Origin of the sequence: Actinomadura sp. NPDC023710, assembly GCF_040639875.1 — a bacterium.
Lineage (GTDB): Bacteria > Actinomycetota > Actinomycetes > Streptosporangiales > Streptosporangiaceae > Spirillospora > Spirillospora citrea.
Genome location: NZ_JBFAGB010000018.1, coordinates 21793 through 37778 on the forward strand (window position 1 = coordinate 21793; position 15986 = coordinate 37778).

Consider the following 15986-nt stretch of genomic DNA (forward strand, 5'->3'; position numbering starts at 1 on the left):
CAATGAGCGACAGATGGCTCGTTCAGTGGCTTTGGGGGCACTAAATGTCATCCGATGCGGGCACTGAGGGCGTCCGGCCCGGACGTTCTGCCGCACGGTTGGACGCCGTGGACCGCGCGATCATCGTCGAGCTGCTGCGCGACGGCCGGCTCTCGGTACGGGCGCTGGCCGAGCGCGTGCACGTCTCGCGCGCCAACGCCTACGCGCGGCTCACCCGCCTGATGGACGAGGGCGTCATCACCGGCTTCACCGCCGAGCTCGCCCCGCACAAGGCCGGCCTCGGCACCAGCGCGTACGTCTCGGTCACGATCGAGCAGAACTCCTGGCGCTCGGTCTCCGCCCGGCTCCAGGACACCCCCTACGTCGAGCACTTCGCGATGGTCGGCGGCGACTACGACGTCCTGGCCCTGGTCAGGGCTCCGGACAACGAGGCGCTCCGGCACGTGGTGCTGGAGCGCATCCAGGACATCCCCGGCGTCCGGGCGACCCGCACCTGGCTGGTCTTCGACGAGGCGCGGGGCAGGGGAGCGCAGTGGGAGACCTGGGACGACTGAGGCTTCGGTGAGCCCGCGAGCAGGGCGTTCCTCCGTTCTTGCACGCTCGCGCGGCCTGTGTCACTCTGAATACAGACCGCTCGGTCAGTAAATAGGCCGAGTCCAGCCGGGTCCCCAGCGGGAGGAGCCCATGACGACGCCGCAGGCCGCGCCCCAGCCGGCGCCCGCCGAGCAGTTCGAGGCGACGATCGCGCGCAACGACCGGATCGAGCCGCGCGACTGGATGCCCGAGGCCTACCGCAGGACGCTGGTCCGGCAGATCGCCCAGCACGCGCACTCGGAGATCATCGGGATGCAGCCGGAGGGCAACTGGATCACCCGGGCGCCCTCGCTGCGCCGCAGGTCGATCCTGCTGGCCAAGGTCCAGGACGAGGCCGGGCACGGCCTGTACCTGTACTCGGCGTGCGAGACCCTCGGCGTGTCCCGCGCCGAGCTGACCGAGATGCTCCTCACCGGCCGGCAGAAGTACTCCTCGATCTTCAACTACCCCACGCTCTCCTACGCCGACGTCGGCACGATCGGATGGCTGGTGGACGGCGCGGCGATCTGCAACCAGGTCCCGCTGTGCCGGACGTCCTACGGCCCCTACGGCCGCGCGATGATCCGCATCTGCAAGGAGGAGTCGTTCCACCAGCGGCAGGGCTACGAGCTGCTGATGACGATGATGCGCGGCACCGCCGAGCAGCGCCGGATGGTGCAGGAGTCGGTGGACCGGTTCTGGTGGCCCTCGCTGATGATGTTCGGCCCGCCCGACGCGAACTCGCCGAACTCCGAGCGGTCCCTGGCATGGGGCATCAAGCGCAACGGCAACGACGAGCTGCGCCAGCGCTTCGTCGACATGACCGTCCCGCAGGCCGAGGCCCTCGGCGTCACGCTCCCGGACCCGGACCTGCGCTGGAACGAGGAACGCCAGGCCCACGACTTCGGCGAGCCGGACTGGTCGGAGCTCTCGGCCGTCATCAGGGGCGAGGGCCCCTGCAACGCCCAGCGGCTGGCGCATCGCCGCCGGGCCCACGAGGACGGCGCCTGGGTCCGCGAGGCCGCGACCGCCTTCGCGCGCGGGCAGGCGGCCCGAAGCGAGGAAGCCGGGGGCAACGAAGCAGGGCGCGAGGAAGGAGCCGGGGCATGAGCGAATGGCCGCTCTACGAGGTGTTCGTGCGCGGCAAGCGCGGCCTCAACCACGTGCACGTCGGGTCGCTGCACGCTCCCGACGACGAGATGGCCGTCCGGCACGCGCGCGACGTGTACACGCGCCGCAACGAGGGCGTCAGCATCTGGGTGGTGCGGTCGGACGCGATCACCGCCTCCAGCCCGGACGAGAAGGACCCGCTGTTCGCCCCCAGCGGCGACAAGGTCTACCGGCACCCGACGTTCTACGAGATCCCCGAGAACGTCCCCCACATGTGAAGGCCGCCATGGAAAGTCAGCACGGCTCGGTGTACGACGGGCTCCTGGACGGCGACAGCTCCCAGTGGGCGTTCGGCACCGACTTCGAGGACCCGCTGGCCGGCGTCGACACGACCGTCCCCGACGGCGTCGACCCGCACGCGCTCGCGACGTACTGCCTGATGCTCGCCGACGACGCCCTCGTCCTGTCGCACCGGCTGTCGGAGTGGTGCAGCAACGCGCCCGACCTCGAAGAGGACATCGCCCTCGCCAACATCGCGCTGGACCTGCTCGGCCAGGCGCGGCTGCTGCTCGCCCGCGCCGCCACCGCCGACCCTTCGGTCGTCCCGGCGCTGCCGGAGGGCTCGCCGGTCCCGGCCGAGGACGCGCTGGCGTTCTTCCGGGACGCGGACGCCTACCGCAACGTGCGTCTCGCCGAACTGCCGAACGGCGACTTCGGGCACACCATGGCCCGCGTCCTCGTGTTCGCGACCGCCCGGCTGGCCCTGTTCGAGCGGCTCACCGGCAGCCGCGACGCCGTCCTCGCCGCCGTCGCGGCCAAGGGGGCCAAGGAACTGGCCTACCACCGCGACTTCGCGGGCCGGTGGTTCCTCACCCTCGCCCAGGGCACCGAGGAGTCGCGGCGACGCGTCCTCGCCGGGCTCGACGAGGTGTGGCGCCACCACGACGAGCTGTTCCGCACCCACCCGGTAGAGCGGGCGCTCGCCGAGGCGGGCGTCGCCGTGGACCCGGCCTCCACCGCCGCCGACGCCGGCGCCGTCCTCGCGCAGGTCTTCACCGCGAGCGGCGTCGAGCGGCCCGAGGTGCCGCAGACCGGCCTGCTCGGCGGGCGCGCCGGACGCGACGGCGTCCACACCGAGGCGCTGGGCCTGATGCTGGCCGAGATGCAGGTCGTCGCCCGCGCCCACCCGCTGGGAAGGTGGTGACCGCCGTGCCCGGAACCGCGCACGACAGCACCGCCCGCGCCGTCGCCGCGTCCGTCCGGGACCCGGAGATGCCGATGCTGACCCTGGAGGACCTCGGCGTGCTGCGCCGCGTCGAGGAGCACGGCTCCGCCGTCACCGTGGCGATCACCCCGACGTACTCGGGCTGCCCCGCGCTCGCCACGATGCGCGACGACCTGGTGCACCGGCTCACCGACGCCGGATACGCCGACGTGCGCGTCGAGATCGAGCTGTCCCCGCCCTGGTCCAGCGACTGGATCAGCGAGCGGGGCCGCGCGGCCCTCGCCGCCGCCGGGATCTCGCCGCCCGGCCCGGCGCCGGCGCCCTCCGGGCCCGTCGCGCTCACCCTGGCGCCCACCCGCCGGAGGCTGCGCTGCCCGCGCTGCGGGTCGCCGTCGGTCGAGCTGACCTCGGAGTTCGGCTCCACCTCCTGCAAGGCGCTGTACCGCTGCACCGGCTGCCTTGAACCGTTCGAGCACGTGAAGGAGATCTAGCGGTGGCGCCTGCGACGTTCCACCCACTGAGGGTCGCCGCGGTCGACCGGCTGACCGACGACTCCGCGGCGGTGACGTTCGACGTCCCGCCCGAACTCGCCGGCGACTACGCGTTCGCGGCCGGCCAGAGCCTCACGCTGCGCAGGGTGATCGACGGGCGGGAGCACCGCCGGTCCTACTCGATCTGCGCGCCCGCGGGCGCCCGGCCCCGGATCGGCGTCCGCGAGATCCCCGAAGGCATGTTCTCCTCCTGGCTCGTGCGGGAGGTCCGCCCGGGCACCGAGATCGACGTCCAGGTCCCGTCCGGCAGCCTGCGGGCCGACCCCGCCGAGCCCGGCCGGCACCTGCTGATCGCGGCGGGCTCCGGCATCACCCCGATGATCTCGATCGCCGCCACCGTGCTCGCCCACCCGGACACCCACGTGCGGCTGCTGTACGGAAACCGCACGAGCGGGACGGTGATGTTCGCCGAGGAGCTCGGCGACCTGAAGAACCGCTACGGCCCGCGGTTCCAGCTCGTCCACGTGCTGAGCCGCGAGCCCCGCGACGTCGAGCTGTTCTCCGGCCGCCTCGACGCCGACCGCCTGCGCCGCCTGATCAGCGCCGTGACGCCCGTCGACGACGTCGACCACGTCTGGCTGTGCGGCCCGCTGACCATGGTCACCGGCGCCCGCGACGTCCTCGCCGAATTCGGCGTCCCCCGCGAGAAGGTGCACGTCGAGCTGTTCTACGTCGACGAGCCGCCCCCCGAGGTGCGCCGTGACGGCCCGACCGTCACCGGCGAGACCAGCGAGGTCACCGTCGTCCTGGACGGCCGGTCGAGCACCGCGCCGATGCCGCGCGACCAGCGCGTCCTGGACGCCGCCCAGGCCACCCGCGCCGACCTGCCGTTCGCCTGCAAGGGCGGCGTCTGCGGCACCTGCCGCGCCCGGGTCACCGAGGGCGAGGTCGACATGGTCCGCAACTACGCCCTGGAACCCGCCGAGGTCGCCGCCGGGTTCGTGCTCACCTGCCAGTCCCACCCGGTCAGCGCCGCCGTCACCGTCGACTTCGACGCCTGAGCCGCCCCGGCTCAGGACGGCCGCGCCGCCAGACCGTCGAACGCGATCGCGGTGATGGCGTCCGACAGGGCGTCCGCGCTCACCTCGCCGCCCGGCCGGTACCACTCGACCAGCGAGTTGACCATCCCGAACAGCAGCCGGCTCACCAGCTCCGGCGGCACGTCGCCGCGCACCGCCCCCTCCGCGGCCGCCGCCCGCACCAGCTCCGCCAGCTTCGCATCGATCCACCGCCGCCGCTGGAGCGCCGCCAGCTCCACCTCGCTGTTGCCGCGCACCCGCAGCAGCAGCGTCACCGCCGGCTGGTGGGCCACCAGCACCCGCACGCTCTCCCGCACCACCGACCGCAGCCGCTCGTACGCGCTGCCCCTCGACTCGTCCTGCGCCTCGCGGATCACCGCCGTCAACTCGTCGAGCGCCTCGTCGAGCGCCAGCGCGAGCAGATACGTCTTGCCCGGCACGTGATGGTAGATCGCCGACTTGCTGAACCCGAGCTCCTCCGCGAGGTCACCCATACTGGACCCCTCGTAGCCCTTCCGATTGAAAAGCTCGATGGCCCGGCGCAACACGGTCGCCTGGTCATAACCGGGACGGCCTCTTTTCATTTGCTTTTTTCTCCTCCTTCGGGCCTGGCGGCCCTCCATCGTCGATAAAAGCGGGCGATCGCTGGCATCGCTCCGGCTCGCCTTGCGGCTCGCTGCGCGATCAGATTCTTGCTTCGCTTGAATCTGCCTTCGGACGCGATCGCGGCTGTTGGGGTTGTCGCGGGGTTGCGGTGCGGGCTGAGGTTGTCGAGGTCGTGGGTTCGGTCGGTGTGGTGGTTCGGTCGGTGTGGTGGTTCGGGTGGTGTGGTGGGGTCGGGTGGTGGGGTACGGCTGTGTTTACTGCAGTGCCTCCCCCCTTCGGGCCTGGCGGCCCTCGGTCGTTGGGGGCCGCGGCGGTCGCTGGGATCGCTTCGGCTCGCCTGGCGGCTCGCTCGCGATCAGATTCTCGCAAGCTCGAATCTGCCTTCGGACGCGATCGCGGCTGTTGGGGTGGGGCGGGCCGCTTGCCGGGGGCTTCTTGTGGTCGGTTGACGGGTTGGTGGTGTTGAGGGGTTTTCATGTAGCACGTTTGTGTTTATGGTCGTGGTGTCGGGGGTGCATCAGCTGTCCGGATACGCTCCCGAACCGGAGGCCCGCTGTGGCGCTCTCCTTCCTCGATCTGCGGCACACCGTCGCGAAACCGGGCTACAACCGCTGGCTGATCCCGCCTGCCGCGCTCGCCGTTCACCTCTGCATCGGGCAGGCGTACGCCACCAGCGTCTACAAGACCGCACTCGTCGCGCATTTCGACGTCGGCCTCACCGCGGTCGGCGTCGTCTTCTCCATCGCGATCGTGATGCTCGGCGCGTCCGCGGCGGTCATGGGCACGTGGGTCGACCGCGTCGGGCCGCGCCGGGCGATGTTCACCGCCGCCTGCTTCTGGGCGTCGGGCTTCCTGGTCGCGGCGCTCGGCATCGCCGCCGGGCAGCTCTGGCTGGTCTACCTCGGCTACGGCGTCATCGGCGGCATCGGCCTCGGCATCGGCTACATCTCGCCGGTCTCCACCCTGATCAGATGGTTCCCCGACCGGCCGGGCCTGGCGACCGGCATGGCCATCATGGGCTTCGGCGGGGGCGCGCTGGTCGCCTCGCCGCTGTCGCGCCGGCTGCTGTCGCTGTACGACCCGGGCGGCGACCCCGCGTCCGGCGCCGCCGTCGCCCTGCTGTTCGTCACGCTGGGCCTCGCCTACTTCGTGGTGATGATGTTCGGAGTGTTCACCGTGCGGGTCCCGGCGCCGGGATGGCGGCCCGCAGGGGCCGCCCCCGCGGCGGAACGTTCCCGGGCGCCCGCCGCGCCGCGCGGTGTCTCGGCGGCGTCCGCAATCAGGACGCCGCAGTTCTGGCTGCTCTGGACGGTGCTGTTCTGCAACGTCACCGCCGGAATCGGGATCCTGGAGCAGGCGGGTCCGATGATCGGCGACTTCTTCCGCTCCGGCGGCTCGACCTCGGTGTCGGCGACCGAGGCGGCCGGGTTCGTCGGGCTCCTGTCGATGTTCAACATGGCCGGGCGGTTCGTCTGGTCCTCGACCTCGGACTACATCGGCCGCAAGCCCGCCTACGTGGGTTATCTCGGCGTCGGCATGGCCGCCTACGTCCTGCTCGCGCTCTTCGGGGACGCCTCGACGGCGTTCTTCGTCGCCCTCGCCGCACTGATCATCTCCTTCTACGGCGGCGGGTTCGCCACCGTCCCGGCCTACCTGCGCGACCTGTTCGGCACCTACCAGGTCGGCGCGATCCACGGCCGGCTGCTGACCGCCTGGTCGGCGGCGGGCATCGCCGGGCCGCTGATCGTGAACCGGTTCCTGGACGCCCGCGGCGAGCCGGGCGCGCTCGTGGCCGCCGACTACCGGCCCGCGCTGTTCACCATGGTCGGGGTCCTCGCGATCGGGTTCGCCGCGAACCTGCTCATCCGCCCGGTGGCGGAGCGGCACCACGTGGCGGACGCCGAGCCCCGCGTGTCCGACGCCAGCCCGGCCGCCTGACCCCGACAGCGAAGGAGGAGCACCATGGCCCCAACGCCGGGCCCCGCCCCCGACGAGAGCCGGTCCGCAGACCTCGACAGGGCCGTGCCGCGCCTCGTCTTCTCCTGGTCCGTCGTCGGCATCCCGCTGATCTACGGCGTGGTGGAGACGGTCAGGGCGATCCTGCCCCTCTTCGGCGGCTGACCTCGGGCCGCCGGAGGACCCGCACGAGCGCCTGCAGTGCAGCCCCGAAGGCGTGGTCCGGGGGTGTCGCGTAGCCGACCACCAGGCCGTCCTCGCGCGGGAGGCGGGCGGCGGGGTGGCGGAACGCCGACAGGGCGTCGACCGCCACTCCGGCACGCGTCGCGGCGTGCACGGTGGCGTGCTCGGTGCCGGGCGGCAGGCGCAGGACGGCGTGCAGGCCGGCGGCGATCCCGGTCGCGTGGACGTGGGGCGCGTGCTCGGCCAGGGCGGTGACGAAGCGGTCGCGGCGGTCGCGGTAGCGCTGGCGCATGCGCCGGACGTGGCGGTCGTAGGAGCCCGAGTCCAGGAAGTCGGCCAGAGTCAGCTGGTCGAGCACGCCCGCCCACGCTTCGCGCTCGCCCTTGGCCGTGAGGACGTCGTCCATCAGGCGGTCGGGCAGGACCATCCAGCCGAGCCGGATGGCGGGGGACAGGCTCTTGCTGACGGACCCGATGTACAGGACCCGATCGGGGGCCAGGCCCTGCACCGCCCCTACCGGCTGTCGGTCGTAGCGGAACTCGCCGTCGTAGTCGTCTTCGAGGATGAGCCCCTCTGACGAGGCCGCCCACTCGGCGACCGCCGTGCGCCTGCGCGAATGGAGCGGCCCGCCTGTGGGGAACTGGTGCGCGGGCGTCAGCAGTACGGTGCGCTCGGCTTCGGAGAGCTCGTCGATCCGCGCGCCGTCGTCGTCGACGGTGAGCGGACGGGTGAACGTACCGGCCTGCTTCAGCAGGGCCCGGTGGAAGGGCAGCCCGTATCCCTCGACCGCCAGCGGGCCGTGCAGCACCCCGCCGCCGAACAGCAGGCGCAGGGCGTGGGCGAAGCCGGAGCAGACCACGATGTGGTCGGCGTCGGTCCGCACGCCGCGCGTGCGGGCCAGGTAAGCGGCGAGTGCGCGACGCAGTTCGGGGCGGCCGCGCGGGTCGCCGGGGCCGAAGGCCTCGTTCGGCGCCGCCGTGACCGCCCGGCGCGCCGACGCCAGCCAGGCGGCGCGGGGGAAGGACGCGGCGTCCGGCTGGCCCTGCCGCAGGTCGTGCAGCGGTTCGGGCGGACGGTCCGCGCCGGGCCGCGGCGTGGGGCGTGCCGGGGGCGGCTGCGCGCCGAGCGCCACCCGCGTCCCGGAGCCCTGGCGGGCGGTCAGCCAGCCCTCGGCGACGAGTTCGGCGTAGGCGTCGGCGACGGTGTTGCGGGCCAGGCCAAGGTCGGCGGCCAGTGAACGGTAGGGCGGGAGCCGGGTGCCGGGGGCCAGCCGCCCGGAGCGGACCGCCGCGCGCAGCGCGCGGGTCAGGGCCGCCCGGCGCCCGCCGCCCGGCAGCTCCAGGTGGAGGTCGGCTCCGAGCCCCTCAGCAAGATTGACCCAGTTTTCCGTCATGAGATTGCACCCTATCGCCGGTCTTCTTCCCTCCTAGATTGTGGTGCAGAGCCTGATCGACCTGCTGTTTCGGAGGAAATGATGAACGACTTGCGCGCTGCCGTCCGCGGCCGGGTCCTGCTGCCCGGCGACGCCGGATTCGACGCTGCCCGGCGCCCCTGGAACCTGGCCGTGGAGCAGCCGGTCGAGGCCGTGGTCGAGGCCGCCGACGCCGACGACGTCGCCGCGCTCGTCCGGTACGCCCGTTCCGCCGGGGTGGCCATCGCCACGCAGCCCAACGGGCACGGCGCCACGGGCCGCACCGGGGGCGCGATCCTGCTGCGCACCCGGCGGCTGGACGGCCTGGAGATCGACCCCGCGGCCCGCCGCGCCCGGGTCGGTGCGGGCGTCGCCTCGGGACGGCTCCAGGCGGCGGCCGCGCCGCACGGCCTGACCGGGCTGCCCGGGAGCTCTCCCGTGGTCAGCGTCGCCGGGGTCGCCCTCGGCGGCGGGCTGAGCTGGTTCGGCCGCGCCCACGGCTGGGTCGCCGACAGCGTCACCGCCTTCGAGATCGTCGACGCCGAGGGCCGCCGCCGGCGCGTCGCCGCGGACGCCGATCCCGACCTGTTCTGGGCGCTGCGCGGCGGGGGCGGCGACATCGCCGTCGTGACGTCCCTCGACCTGGCGCTGCATCCGGCGCCGCACCTGTACGGCGGCCGGATGCTGTGGCCGGCCGTGCACGCGCCCGAGGTGATGGACGCCTACCGGCAGATCACCGCCGCGGCCCCGGACGAGCTGACGGTCTGGCTGGACCTGCTGCACTTCCCCGGAGCCGACCCGATGGTCGCCGTGGACGTCACCTACCTCGGCCCGGCGGCCGAGGCGCGCGACCTGCTGCGCCCCCTGGACCGGCTCGCCCGGCCGCTGTCCGACGGCAGGGCGGTCATGCCGGTCTCCGAGCTGGGCGCCATCACGGCCGAACCCACCGACCCCGGCGCCGGCCGCTCGCGTGCCGAACTGCTCACGGAACTGGACGACGGCGCGGTCAAGGCGCTGCTGGCCGACCCCATCGCCCCCTTGCTGAGCGTGCAGATCCGGCATCTGGAAGGCGCGTTCACCCGTCCCTCCGACAGCCCGCACGGCCCGCTCACCGAGCCCTACGCGCTCTACATGTTCGGCATCCCGACCGACCCGGAGACCGCCGATGCGGTTAAGGGCAAACAGGCCACGCTCGCCGACGCGCTTCCCATCAGCGGGCGCAAGCCCTTCACGTTCCTCAACCCCGAGGAGACCGCCGCGAACGCTTTCACCCCCGACGCGCTGGCCCGCCTCCGCCGTATCAAGGCCCACAACGACCCGCACAACACCATCCGCAGCAACTTCCCCGCCAATCCGTGAAGACCATCACCAGACCCCCCGCGCCGACCTCAGCCCGCACAGTAACCCCGTGACGACCTGGGGGACGCGATCGCGTCCGAAGGCAGATTCGAGCGAAGCAAGAATCTGATCGCGACGTGAGCCGCAAGGCGAGCCGGAGCGATGCCGGCGATCGCCCGCAGTGCCCGACGATGGAGGGCCGCCAGGCCCGAAGGAGGAGGGCGCCGCAATAAACACAGCAGGGCCTTCAGGCCCGAAGGAGGAGAAAAAGCAATAAGTTCGCCAAGACAGGGTTCGAATTGCAGAAGCCTCGTGTCCGTGCCGGTCTGCTGCCTTTATACCGGACATGGGGGCGGTGCCTTGCCCGGACGCGGCCATGGCCGGCGCGGCTTCGATGACCTGGCCTGTTCCCCGGCGGCCTAGTATGAACTCGGGACCGTCATTCGTCACTGAACGAGGGGGAAGGCAATTCATGGCGCAGCAGGTCAAGGTTCGCCTGGTCGACGACATCAGCGGCGGGGAGGCGGTGGAAACCGTGTCGTTCTCGCTCGACGGTAAGGCCTATGAGATCGACCTGAACAAGAAGAACGCCTCCAAACTGCGCAAGGTCATCGAGCCTTACCGGGAGCACGGCCGCAAGGCGCGCCGTGTCGCGGTGAGGAGCGCCGCGCGCACGGCGGGCAGCCGCGAGCGCAGCGCCGAGATCCGCCGATGGGCGAGGTCGGCGGGAATCCCCGTCAACGACCGCGGGCGCATTCCCGCCGATGTGATCCAGAAGTTCGAGGCCGCGCACTGACCCGGCGCTCAGGGAGGCGCCGGGGGTGCCGGGTCAGACCAGGTCGGTGGAAGCCAGGCAGATGCCCAGTTCCAGTCGGCTGCGGGCCCCGAGTTGCTCCATCACGTCGTGCACCTGGCGCTGGACGGTGCGCGACGAGATCTTCAGAGCGTTGGCGGCCGCCTGGTCGGTCATGCCCACGGCCAGCTTGCGCAGGATGTTGAGCTGGAGTTCGCTCATCGGCCGCGCCGGGACGGGGGCGATGGGGAACGCCTGCTCCCAGTGGCTCTCGAAGAAGGCGACCAGCCGGTCGATCTCGGCGGGCTGGACGACCCCGGGAGCGAGGTAGGGACCGTTGCGCCTGACCAGGGCGGTCCGGCGGTCCACCACCAGGAGGAAGGCCGGCAGGGTGCCGCCGAGCCGGATCTCGGACGGCCCGGGCCCGGAGGCCGCCTGGAGGCGGCAGGAGCGGGAGACGACGATGCGGGAGCGGGGGCCGGCCGTGGTGCGGCGGCGCAGGTAGGCGTTGCGCAGCGAGGCCGGCCACGCCGGGACGAGCGAGAGGATCTCGTGCCGGGCAGTCGCGAGCAGACGTATGACCTGCTTTTGATCATGTACCGAAAGGTGCATGCGTACCCTCGTTCGATCGGTGTGCGTATCACCAACTTCGGCATTGCCAGTGGGCGGGGGGTGCAATGCGCTTCGACGGTATAACCGCGGCCCTTACCGGACGCTAACCGGCGCGGTGGAGTATTTCTCGTTATTGTCTACCTGTTTGCTGGGAAACCTTTCCCGTCAGGTCGTCCGCCTCGGCTCGCACGATCCCGGCGGCGTCGTGGTCGCCCGCCGCTGCGTAGGCGTCGCCCAGCCGGCGCAGCGTCCGGGCGAGGAACGGGAGCCAGCCGCGGGTGCGCCAGACGTCCACGGACTCCTCCAGGCAGCCGACGGCTGCGGCGGTGTCGCCCGCGGCCAGGTTCAGCTCGCCGAGGATGGCGAGGGCCTCGGCGAGGTGGTGCCCGAAGTTGCCCGCCCGGCTGTAGGCGAGCGCGAGGTCCGCGGTGGCCCTGGCCCGCGCGTCCCCGATCGCGGTGAACAGCTTCGCGAGGTAGATGAGGGAGAACGTCTCGAGGTACCGGTCGTCCAGCTCGCGGGCCATCGTGATCGACCTGTTGAGCATGTCCTGCCCGGTGCCGAGATCGCCCGCGAAGGCGTGGCCCACCCCGAGGAACTGGACGACCGTGGCCTTGAGGCGGGGATTGCCGAGCCGCTCGGCGATCTCCAGGGCGCGCTCCAGGCAGGGCACGGCCCGCAGCGGGTCCTCCTCGCCGTGCGCCACCGCCTGGACCTGGAGGGCCCGCGCCTGCCCGCCCAGGTAGCCGCACGGCTCGGCGAGCCGCAGGGCCCGCGCCGCCGTGGCCAGGGCCTCCTCCTTGGCGCCCTGGGCCACCAGGCCCCAGCTGATCTGGATGAGGGCGTCCGCCATCCCCCGCTCGTCGCCCAGCTCGGTGAACAGCCGCAGCAGCCGTTCCGCCGTCTCCCGCATCACCACCATCGCGGGCTTGGTCCGGCCCTCCGAGGTCCAGGTGATGACCTCCAGGAGGCCCCGCAGCAGGACGGCCTCGCCCCGCTTGTTCCGCGCCGCCCGGCAGAGCCGCAGCGCCCGCTCGTTGGTGTGCCTCCAGTCGTCGTAGGCCCCTCTGATGTCGCAGAACTTCTCCAGGGAGGCGGCGAGGTCCCAGGCCAGCTCGTCGAGTTTGAGGTCGCACGCCTGCCGGGCGGCGGCCGTCAGCGCGGGCAGCTCGGCGGCGAACCACTGCAGCGGGTCGGCGAGCAGGCGCGCGGCGGTGGCGGGGGAGAGGGGCCAGCGCGCCGCGGTGCCGTGCATGGAGGCGTAGGCGGGGCCGGGGATGCGCTCGGCGGCGTTCTCGGCGAGCCACAGCCAGGCCCCGAGCGCCCGGGCGAGGGCGGCGGTGCGCTGGCGGGGGGCGTCCTCCGCCTCCGCGCACTCGCGCGCGTACAGCCGGATCAGCTCGTGCATGCGGTGCCGTAACCCGCCGGTGGCGTCGGTGCCGGTCACGTTCACGAGCTGGGCGTCGATCAGCCTCTCCAGGTGCGGCCGGGCCTCGTTCAGCGGGACGCCGAGGAGCGCGGCGACCGTCCACAGGGTGAAGTCCGGCGCGTCCAGCAGCCCGATCATCCGGAACGCCCGCCGGGTCGCGGGCGGCAGCGGCCGGTAGCTCATCCGGAAGCTCGCCCGGACCGCCAGGTCGCCGACCGACAGCTCGTCCAGCCGCCCGCGCTCGTCGCGCAGCACCTCGGCGAGGTGGGCCAGGGTCCAGTTCGGGCGGCCGGCCAGCCGCCCCGCGGCGATCCGGACGGCCAGCGGGATGTGCCCGCACAGCCGCACGATCTCCACCGCGCCCTCGGGCTCGGCCGCGACGCGGCGCGGGCCGATGACGCGGGTGAGCAGGTCGACGGCCTGCGGCGGCGACAGGACCTCCAGGTCCAGCAGCGTCGCGCCCTCCAGCCCCGTGAGGCGGTTGCGGCTGGTGACGAGCACGGCCGTGCCGGGCGAGCCCGGTAACAGGGGCCGCACCTGCTCCTCGTTCAGGGCGCCGTCGAGGACGACGAGCACCCTGCGCCCGGCGACCCGGCTGCGGAACAGGGCCCCGCGCTCCGCCGGCGCCGGGGGGACGCCCGAGCCGCTCACCCCGAGCGCGCGCAGGAACCGGTCGAGGACTTCCGAGGGCTTGGGCCTGGCGTCGGCGTCGCCGTTCAGGTTCGCGTAGAGCTGGCCGTCGGGGAACGTGTCGGTCAGCAGGTGCGCCACGTGCACGGCGAGGGCCGTCTTGCCGATGCCGCCCATGCCCGCGATCGTGGTGACCGCCACCGTCCGCGCCCGCCCGTCCGCCGGGCTCGTCAGGCTTTCGGCGATGAGCGCCGCCTCGTCGAGGCGGCCGGTGAAGTCGGGGATGCCCGGCGGCAGCTGCGCCGGGACCGGGACGGCGGCGCGGGTGCCGGCGGCCGGCTCCGGCGCGGCGGCGAACGGCCGGTCGCGGTCGAGGACGCGCAGGTAGGCGTCCTGGACCTGGCTGCTCGGCTCGACGCCGAGCTCGTCGGCGAGCCGTTCGCCGAGCCGCCGGTAGACGTTCAGCGCCTCGGCGGGCTGGCCGCCGGCGGCGAGCAGGTCGATGAGCGCCGCGTGCAGCGGTTCGTCGAAGGGCAGGTCGCCGGCCAGGGCGCGCACGGCGGCGATCGCGGGCTCGGGGTCGTCGACGCGCTGGGCCGCGGTCGCCAGGTCCATCACCGCCTCGCGCACGCGCTGCTCGACCGAGCGCAGCAGGACGTCGGCGCGGTCCAGGTACTCCATCCCGGTGAGGACGGGCCCGCGCCGCAGCCGCAGGGCGGACACGAGCACGGCGGCGCGCGGCTCCGGCTCCTCCACCGCGCGGGCCCGTTCGATCAGCGCCCGGAAGCGGTGCAGGTCCAGGTCGTCGCCGGGCACGGCCAGGCGGTAGCCGTCCTCGTAGTCGATCGACGGCCCGCCGTCGCCCAGCTGCCTGAGCCACTTGCGCAGCCGGGAGATCCCGACGTGCACCGACTCCCGGCTCGTCATCTCGGCGCGGTCGGCCCACACCAGCCGCGTGAGCCTCTCGGTCCGCAGCGGCTCGCCCTGGGCCAGCAGCAGCGCGCCGAGCAGCCCCTGCAGGACGTGGGACCTCGGCGGCGGCACTTCGGTCCCCCCGGCGCTCACCGAGAGCCGGCCCAGCACCCGGAAGGCCGGGGCCCGCTCGGGTGCCGGGCGGCTCGCGTCCTCTCTCGGTTCGAAGATGGGACACCTGCCCTCGATGGGTGAGCGGTCTCGGCGAACGACCGTCAGCGGACGGATCTGACCGGCTGGATGGCCAGGCCGCCGGCGACGGCGAGTCCGGCGCCGGCCGTGAAGAGCGCGGAGAAGCCGCCCAGCAGCAGCGTCCCGGCGGCCACGAGCGGGGCGACCGCGACCGCGCCGCTGCCCGCCGCGTTGATCAGGCCGAGGTCCTTGGCACGGTCCCGCTCCAGCGGCAGCACCTCGGTGACGAGCGCCTGGTCGATGGCCAGGTAGACGCCGTGCCCGGCGCCGAGAACGGCCGCCGAGGCCAGCGCCGCGGGCCAGAGGGGGAGCAGCGCCATGCAGGTCAGCGCCCCGGCCATGAGGAGCGAGGCGACGATGACGAACGGTTTGCGCCGTCCGGTGCGGTCGGATCGGCGCCCCGCGGTGACGCTCGCGGCGACGACCCCCGCGGTGTAGAGCAGGCTGAGCACCGCCACGCCCCCGGCGGGATCGTCCACGCGCACCTCGTCGCGCAGGAAGTAGAGCAGGTACAGCGTGGCGAGGGAGATCGACAGCTGGGCGAAGAACCGCCCCGACAGCGTCCAGGCGAAGTCGGGGTGGCGCCGCGGGCTGACGTACAGGTCGGCCAGGAAGACCTTGGGCGACCGGCGCGGGGCGCGCGCTCCGGAGACCGGGGAGGCGGGCCCGTCCGGCGGGCCGCCGAGGCCGGGCGAGCGGAGCGGCGCGTGCTCCTCGAGCAGGACGTACGGGAGGGCCAGCGTGAGCGTCAGCCCGCCCATCAGCGCGTATCCGGCCCAGGTGGGGACCGCCGAGACGAGCATCGTCCCGACGACCAGCCCGACCGGCATCGCGAGCCCCGCGATGCCGGAGACCAGGCCGCGCCGGGCCACCGGGACGCGGTCGGGGATCGCGGCGCACAGGGCCGCGCACATCGCGTTCGCGGCGCCGTGCACGAGGACCCAGCACACGCCGACGCCGGCGACCGTGGTCTGGAGCGGCAGCGCGAACAGGGCCGCGGAGCAGACCAGGGCGGAGGCGAGCACCCAGGGCCGCCGCCGCCCGAAGCGCGAGGCCGTGCGGTCCGACAGGGAGCCGGCGACGGGGGAGGAGACGATGGCGGCGCCCGCGCCGAGGGCGGTGATCAGGCCGAGGTGCCAGACCTGGCGGTCCGGGTCGAGCGCGGCGAGCTGGGCGGGCAGCAGGATCTGCGCCGCCGCCAGCAGGCCGGCCCACATGGCGAGCGTCGCCAGGAAATAGGCGACGATCCAATGGCGGGGGACGGTGGCGGGCGGCGCCGGACGGGCAGGGGCGGATCCTTCTTTATAAGAGATCTCCATTTGAGATGACAGCCCTCGCATCGCGTCGTCTGTTAACAGGAGCTCAAACGCACTGATTCGGAGCGTT

At 73.2% G+C, this 15986-nt stretch carries 15 protein-coding genes; 10 read left to right on the top strand and 5 right to left on the bottom strand.

Features of this window, described 5'->3' with window-relative positions:
* The first annotated feature begins 44 nt into the window (after nucleotides 1–44).
* The 6 genes from AB0H37_RS21665 (at nucleotide 45) to paaE (ending at nucleotide 4460) form a co-directional block, all read left to right on the top strand.
* Nucleotides 45–554 carry an Lrp/AsnC family transcriptional regulator gene (locus AB0H37_RS21665; protein ID WP_179836123.1) on the top strand — a complete coding sequence of 170 codons (510 nt, stop codon included), beginning with the start codon at nucleotides 45–47 and terminating at the stop codon, nucleotides 552–554.
* Nucleotides 555–684: 130 nt separating this feature from the next.
* On the top strand, nucleotides 685–1683 hold the full coding sequence (paaA, locus tag AB0H37_RS21670) for a 1,2-phenylacetyl-CoA epoxidase subunit PaaA (RefSeq protein WP_360614663.1): 999 nt from the start codon (nucleotides 685–687) through the stop codon (nucleotides 1681–1683).
* Nucleotides 1680–1961, top strand: a complete 282-nt coding sequence (gene paaB, locus AB0H37_RS21675; RefSeq protein ID WP_089315753.1) for a 1,2-phenylacetyl-CoA epoxidase subunit PaaB — start codon at nucleotides 1680–1682, stop codon at nucleotides 1959–1961. The genes paaA and paaB overlap by 4 nt, the downstream gene beginning before the upstream one ends.
* A gap of 8 nt (nucleotides 1962–1969) precedes the next feature.
* Nucleotides 1970–2887, top strand: coding sequence for a 1,2-phenylacetyl-CoA epoxidase subunit PaaC (gene paaC / locus AB0H37_RS21680; RefSeq protein ID WP_360614665.1), 918 nt, complete (start codon nucleotides 1970–1972; stop codon nucleotides 2885–2887).
* A gap of 5 nt (nucleotides 2888–2892) precedes the next feature.
* On the top strand, nucleotides 2893–3399 hold the full coding sequence (paaD, locus tag AB0H37_RS21685; protein ID WP_329098632.1) for a 1,2-phenylacetyl-CoA epoxidase subunit PaaD: 507 nt from the start codon (nucleotides 2893–2895) through the stop codon (nucleotides 3397–3399).
* Nucleotides 3400–3401: 2 nt separating this feature from the next.
* On the top strand, nucleotides 3402–4460 hold the full coding sequence (gene paaE, locus AB0H37_RS21690; RefSeq protein ID WP_360614667.1) for a 1,2-phenylacetyl-CoA epoxidase subunit PaaE: 1059 nt from the start codon (nucleotides 3402–3404) through the stop codon (nucleotides 4458–4460).
* Between the two features lie 11 nt (nucleotides 4461–4471).
* Here paaE and AB0H37_RS21695 read toward each other — a convergent pair whose 3' ends face one another.
* Nucleotides 4472–5101, bottom strand: coding sequence for a TetR/AcrR family transcriptional regulator (locus AB0H37_RS21695; RefSeq protein WP_360614669.1), 630 nt, complete (start codon nucleotides 5099–5101; stop codon nucleotides 4472–4474).
* A gap of 538 nt (nucleotides 5102–5639) precedes the next feature.
* Here AB0H37_RS21695 and AB0H37_RS21700 point away from each other — a divergent pair.
* Together AB0H37_RS21700 and AB0H37_RS21705 are read left to right on the top strand one after the other, a co-directional pair.
* Nucleotides 5640–7022: an OFA family MFS transporter gene (locus tag AB0H37_RS21700; RefSeq protein ID WP_179836118.1), complete on the top strand. Its 1383-nt coding sequence runs from the start codon at nucleotides 5640–5642 to the stop codon at nucleotides 7020–7022.
* 24 nt (nucleotides 7023–7046) lie between these two features.
* Nucleotides 7047–7205, top strand: coding sequence for a hypothetical protein (locus AB0H37_RS21705; RefSeq protein ID WP_360614671.1), 159 nt, complete (start codon nucleotides 7047–7049; stop codon nucleotides 7203–7205).
* Here AB0H37_RS21705 and AB0H37_RS21710 read toward each other — a convergent pair.
* The gene (locus AB0H37_RS21710; RefSeq protein ID WP_360614673.1) at nucleotides 7174–8616 is read right to left on the bottom strand and encodes a PLP-dependent aminotransferase family protein; all 1443 of its coding nucleotides are present in this window, start codon (nucleotides 8614–8616) and stop codon (nucleotides 7174–7176) included. The genes AB0H37_RS21705 and AB0H37_RS21710 overlap by 32 nt on opposite strands.
* 81 nt (nucleotides 8617–8697) lie before the next feature.
* On the opposite strand from AB0H37_RS21710, the gene AB0H37_RS21715 reads away from it, so the two are divergent.
* Nucleotides 8698–9993: an FAD-binding oxidoreductase gene (locus tag AB0H37_RS21715; RefSeq protein WP_360614675.1), complete on the top strand. Its 1296-nt coding sequence runs from the start codon at nucleotides 8698–8700 to the stop codon at nucleotides 9991–9993.
* A gap of 451 nt (nucleotides 9994–10444) precedes the next feature.
* Complete coding sequence (locus AB0H37_RS21720; protein WP_179836115.1) at nucleotides 10445–10768, top strand: Lsr2 family protein; 324 nt, start codon at nucleotides 10445–10447, stop codon at nucleotides 10766–10768.
* A gap of 33 nt (nucleotides 10769–10801) precedes the next feature.
* Here the strand turns inward: AB0H37_RS21720 and AB0H37_RS21725 are convergent, their stop codons facing one another.
* The 3 genes from AB0H37_RS21725 to AB0H37_RS21735 all read right to left on the bottom strand — a co-directional run bounded on the left by AB0H37_RS21725 (nucleotide 10802) and on the right by AB0H37_RS21735 (nucleotide 15919).
* Nucleotides 10802–11377, bottom strand: a complete 576-nt coding sequence (locus AB0H37_RS21725; protein WP_179836114.1) for a helix-turn-helix transcriptional regulator — start codon at nucleotides 11375–11377, stop codon at nucleotides 10802–10804.
* Nucleotides 11378–11507: 130 nt separating this feature from the next.
* Nucleotides 11508–14480, bottom strand: a complete 2973-nt coding sequence (locus AB0H37_RS21730; RefSeq protein WP_360614678.1) for a BTAD domain-containing putative transcriptional regulator — start codon at nucleotides 14478–14480, stop codon at nucleotides 11508–11510.
* 143 nt (nucleotides 14481–14623) lie between these two features.
* Nucleotides 14624–15919 (bottom strand): MFS transporter, encoded by a 1296-nt coding sequence (locus AB0H37_RS21735; protein WP_360614680.1) that lies wholly within the window; start codon nucleotides 15917–15919, stop codon nucleotides 14624–14626.
* Nucleotides 15920–15986 lie beyond the last annotated feature (67 nt).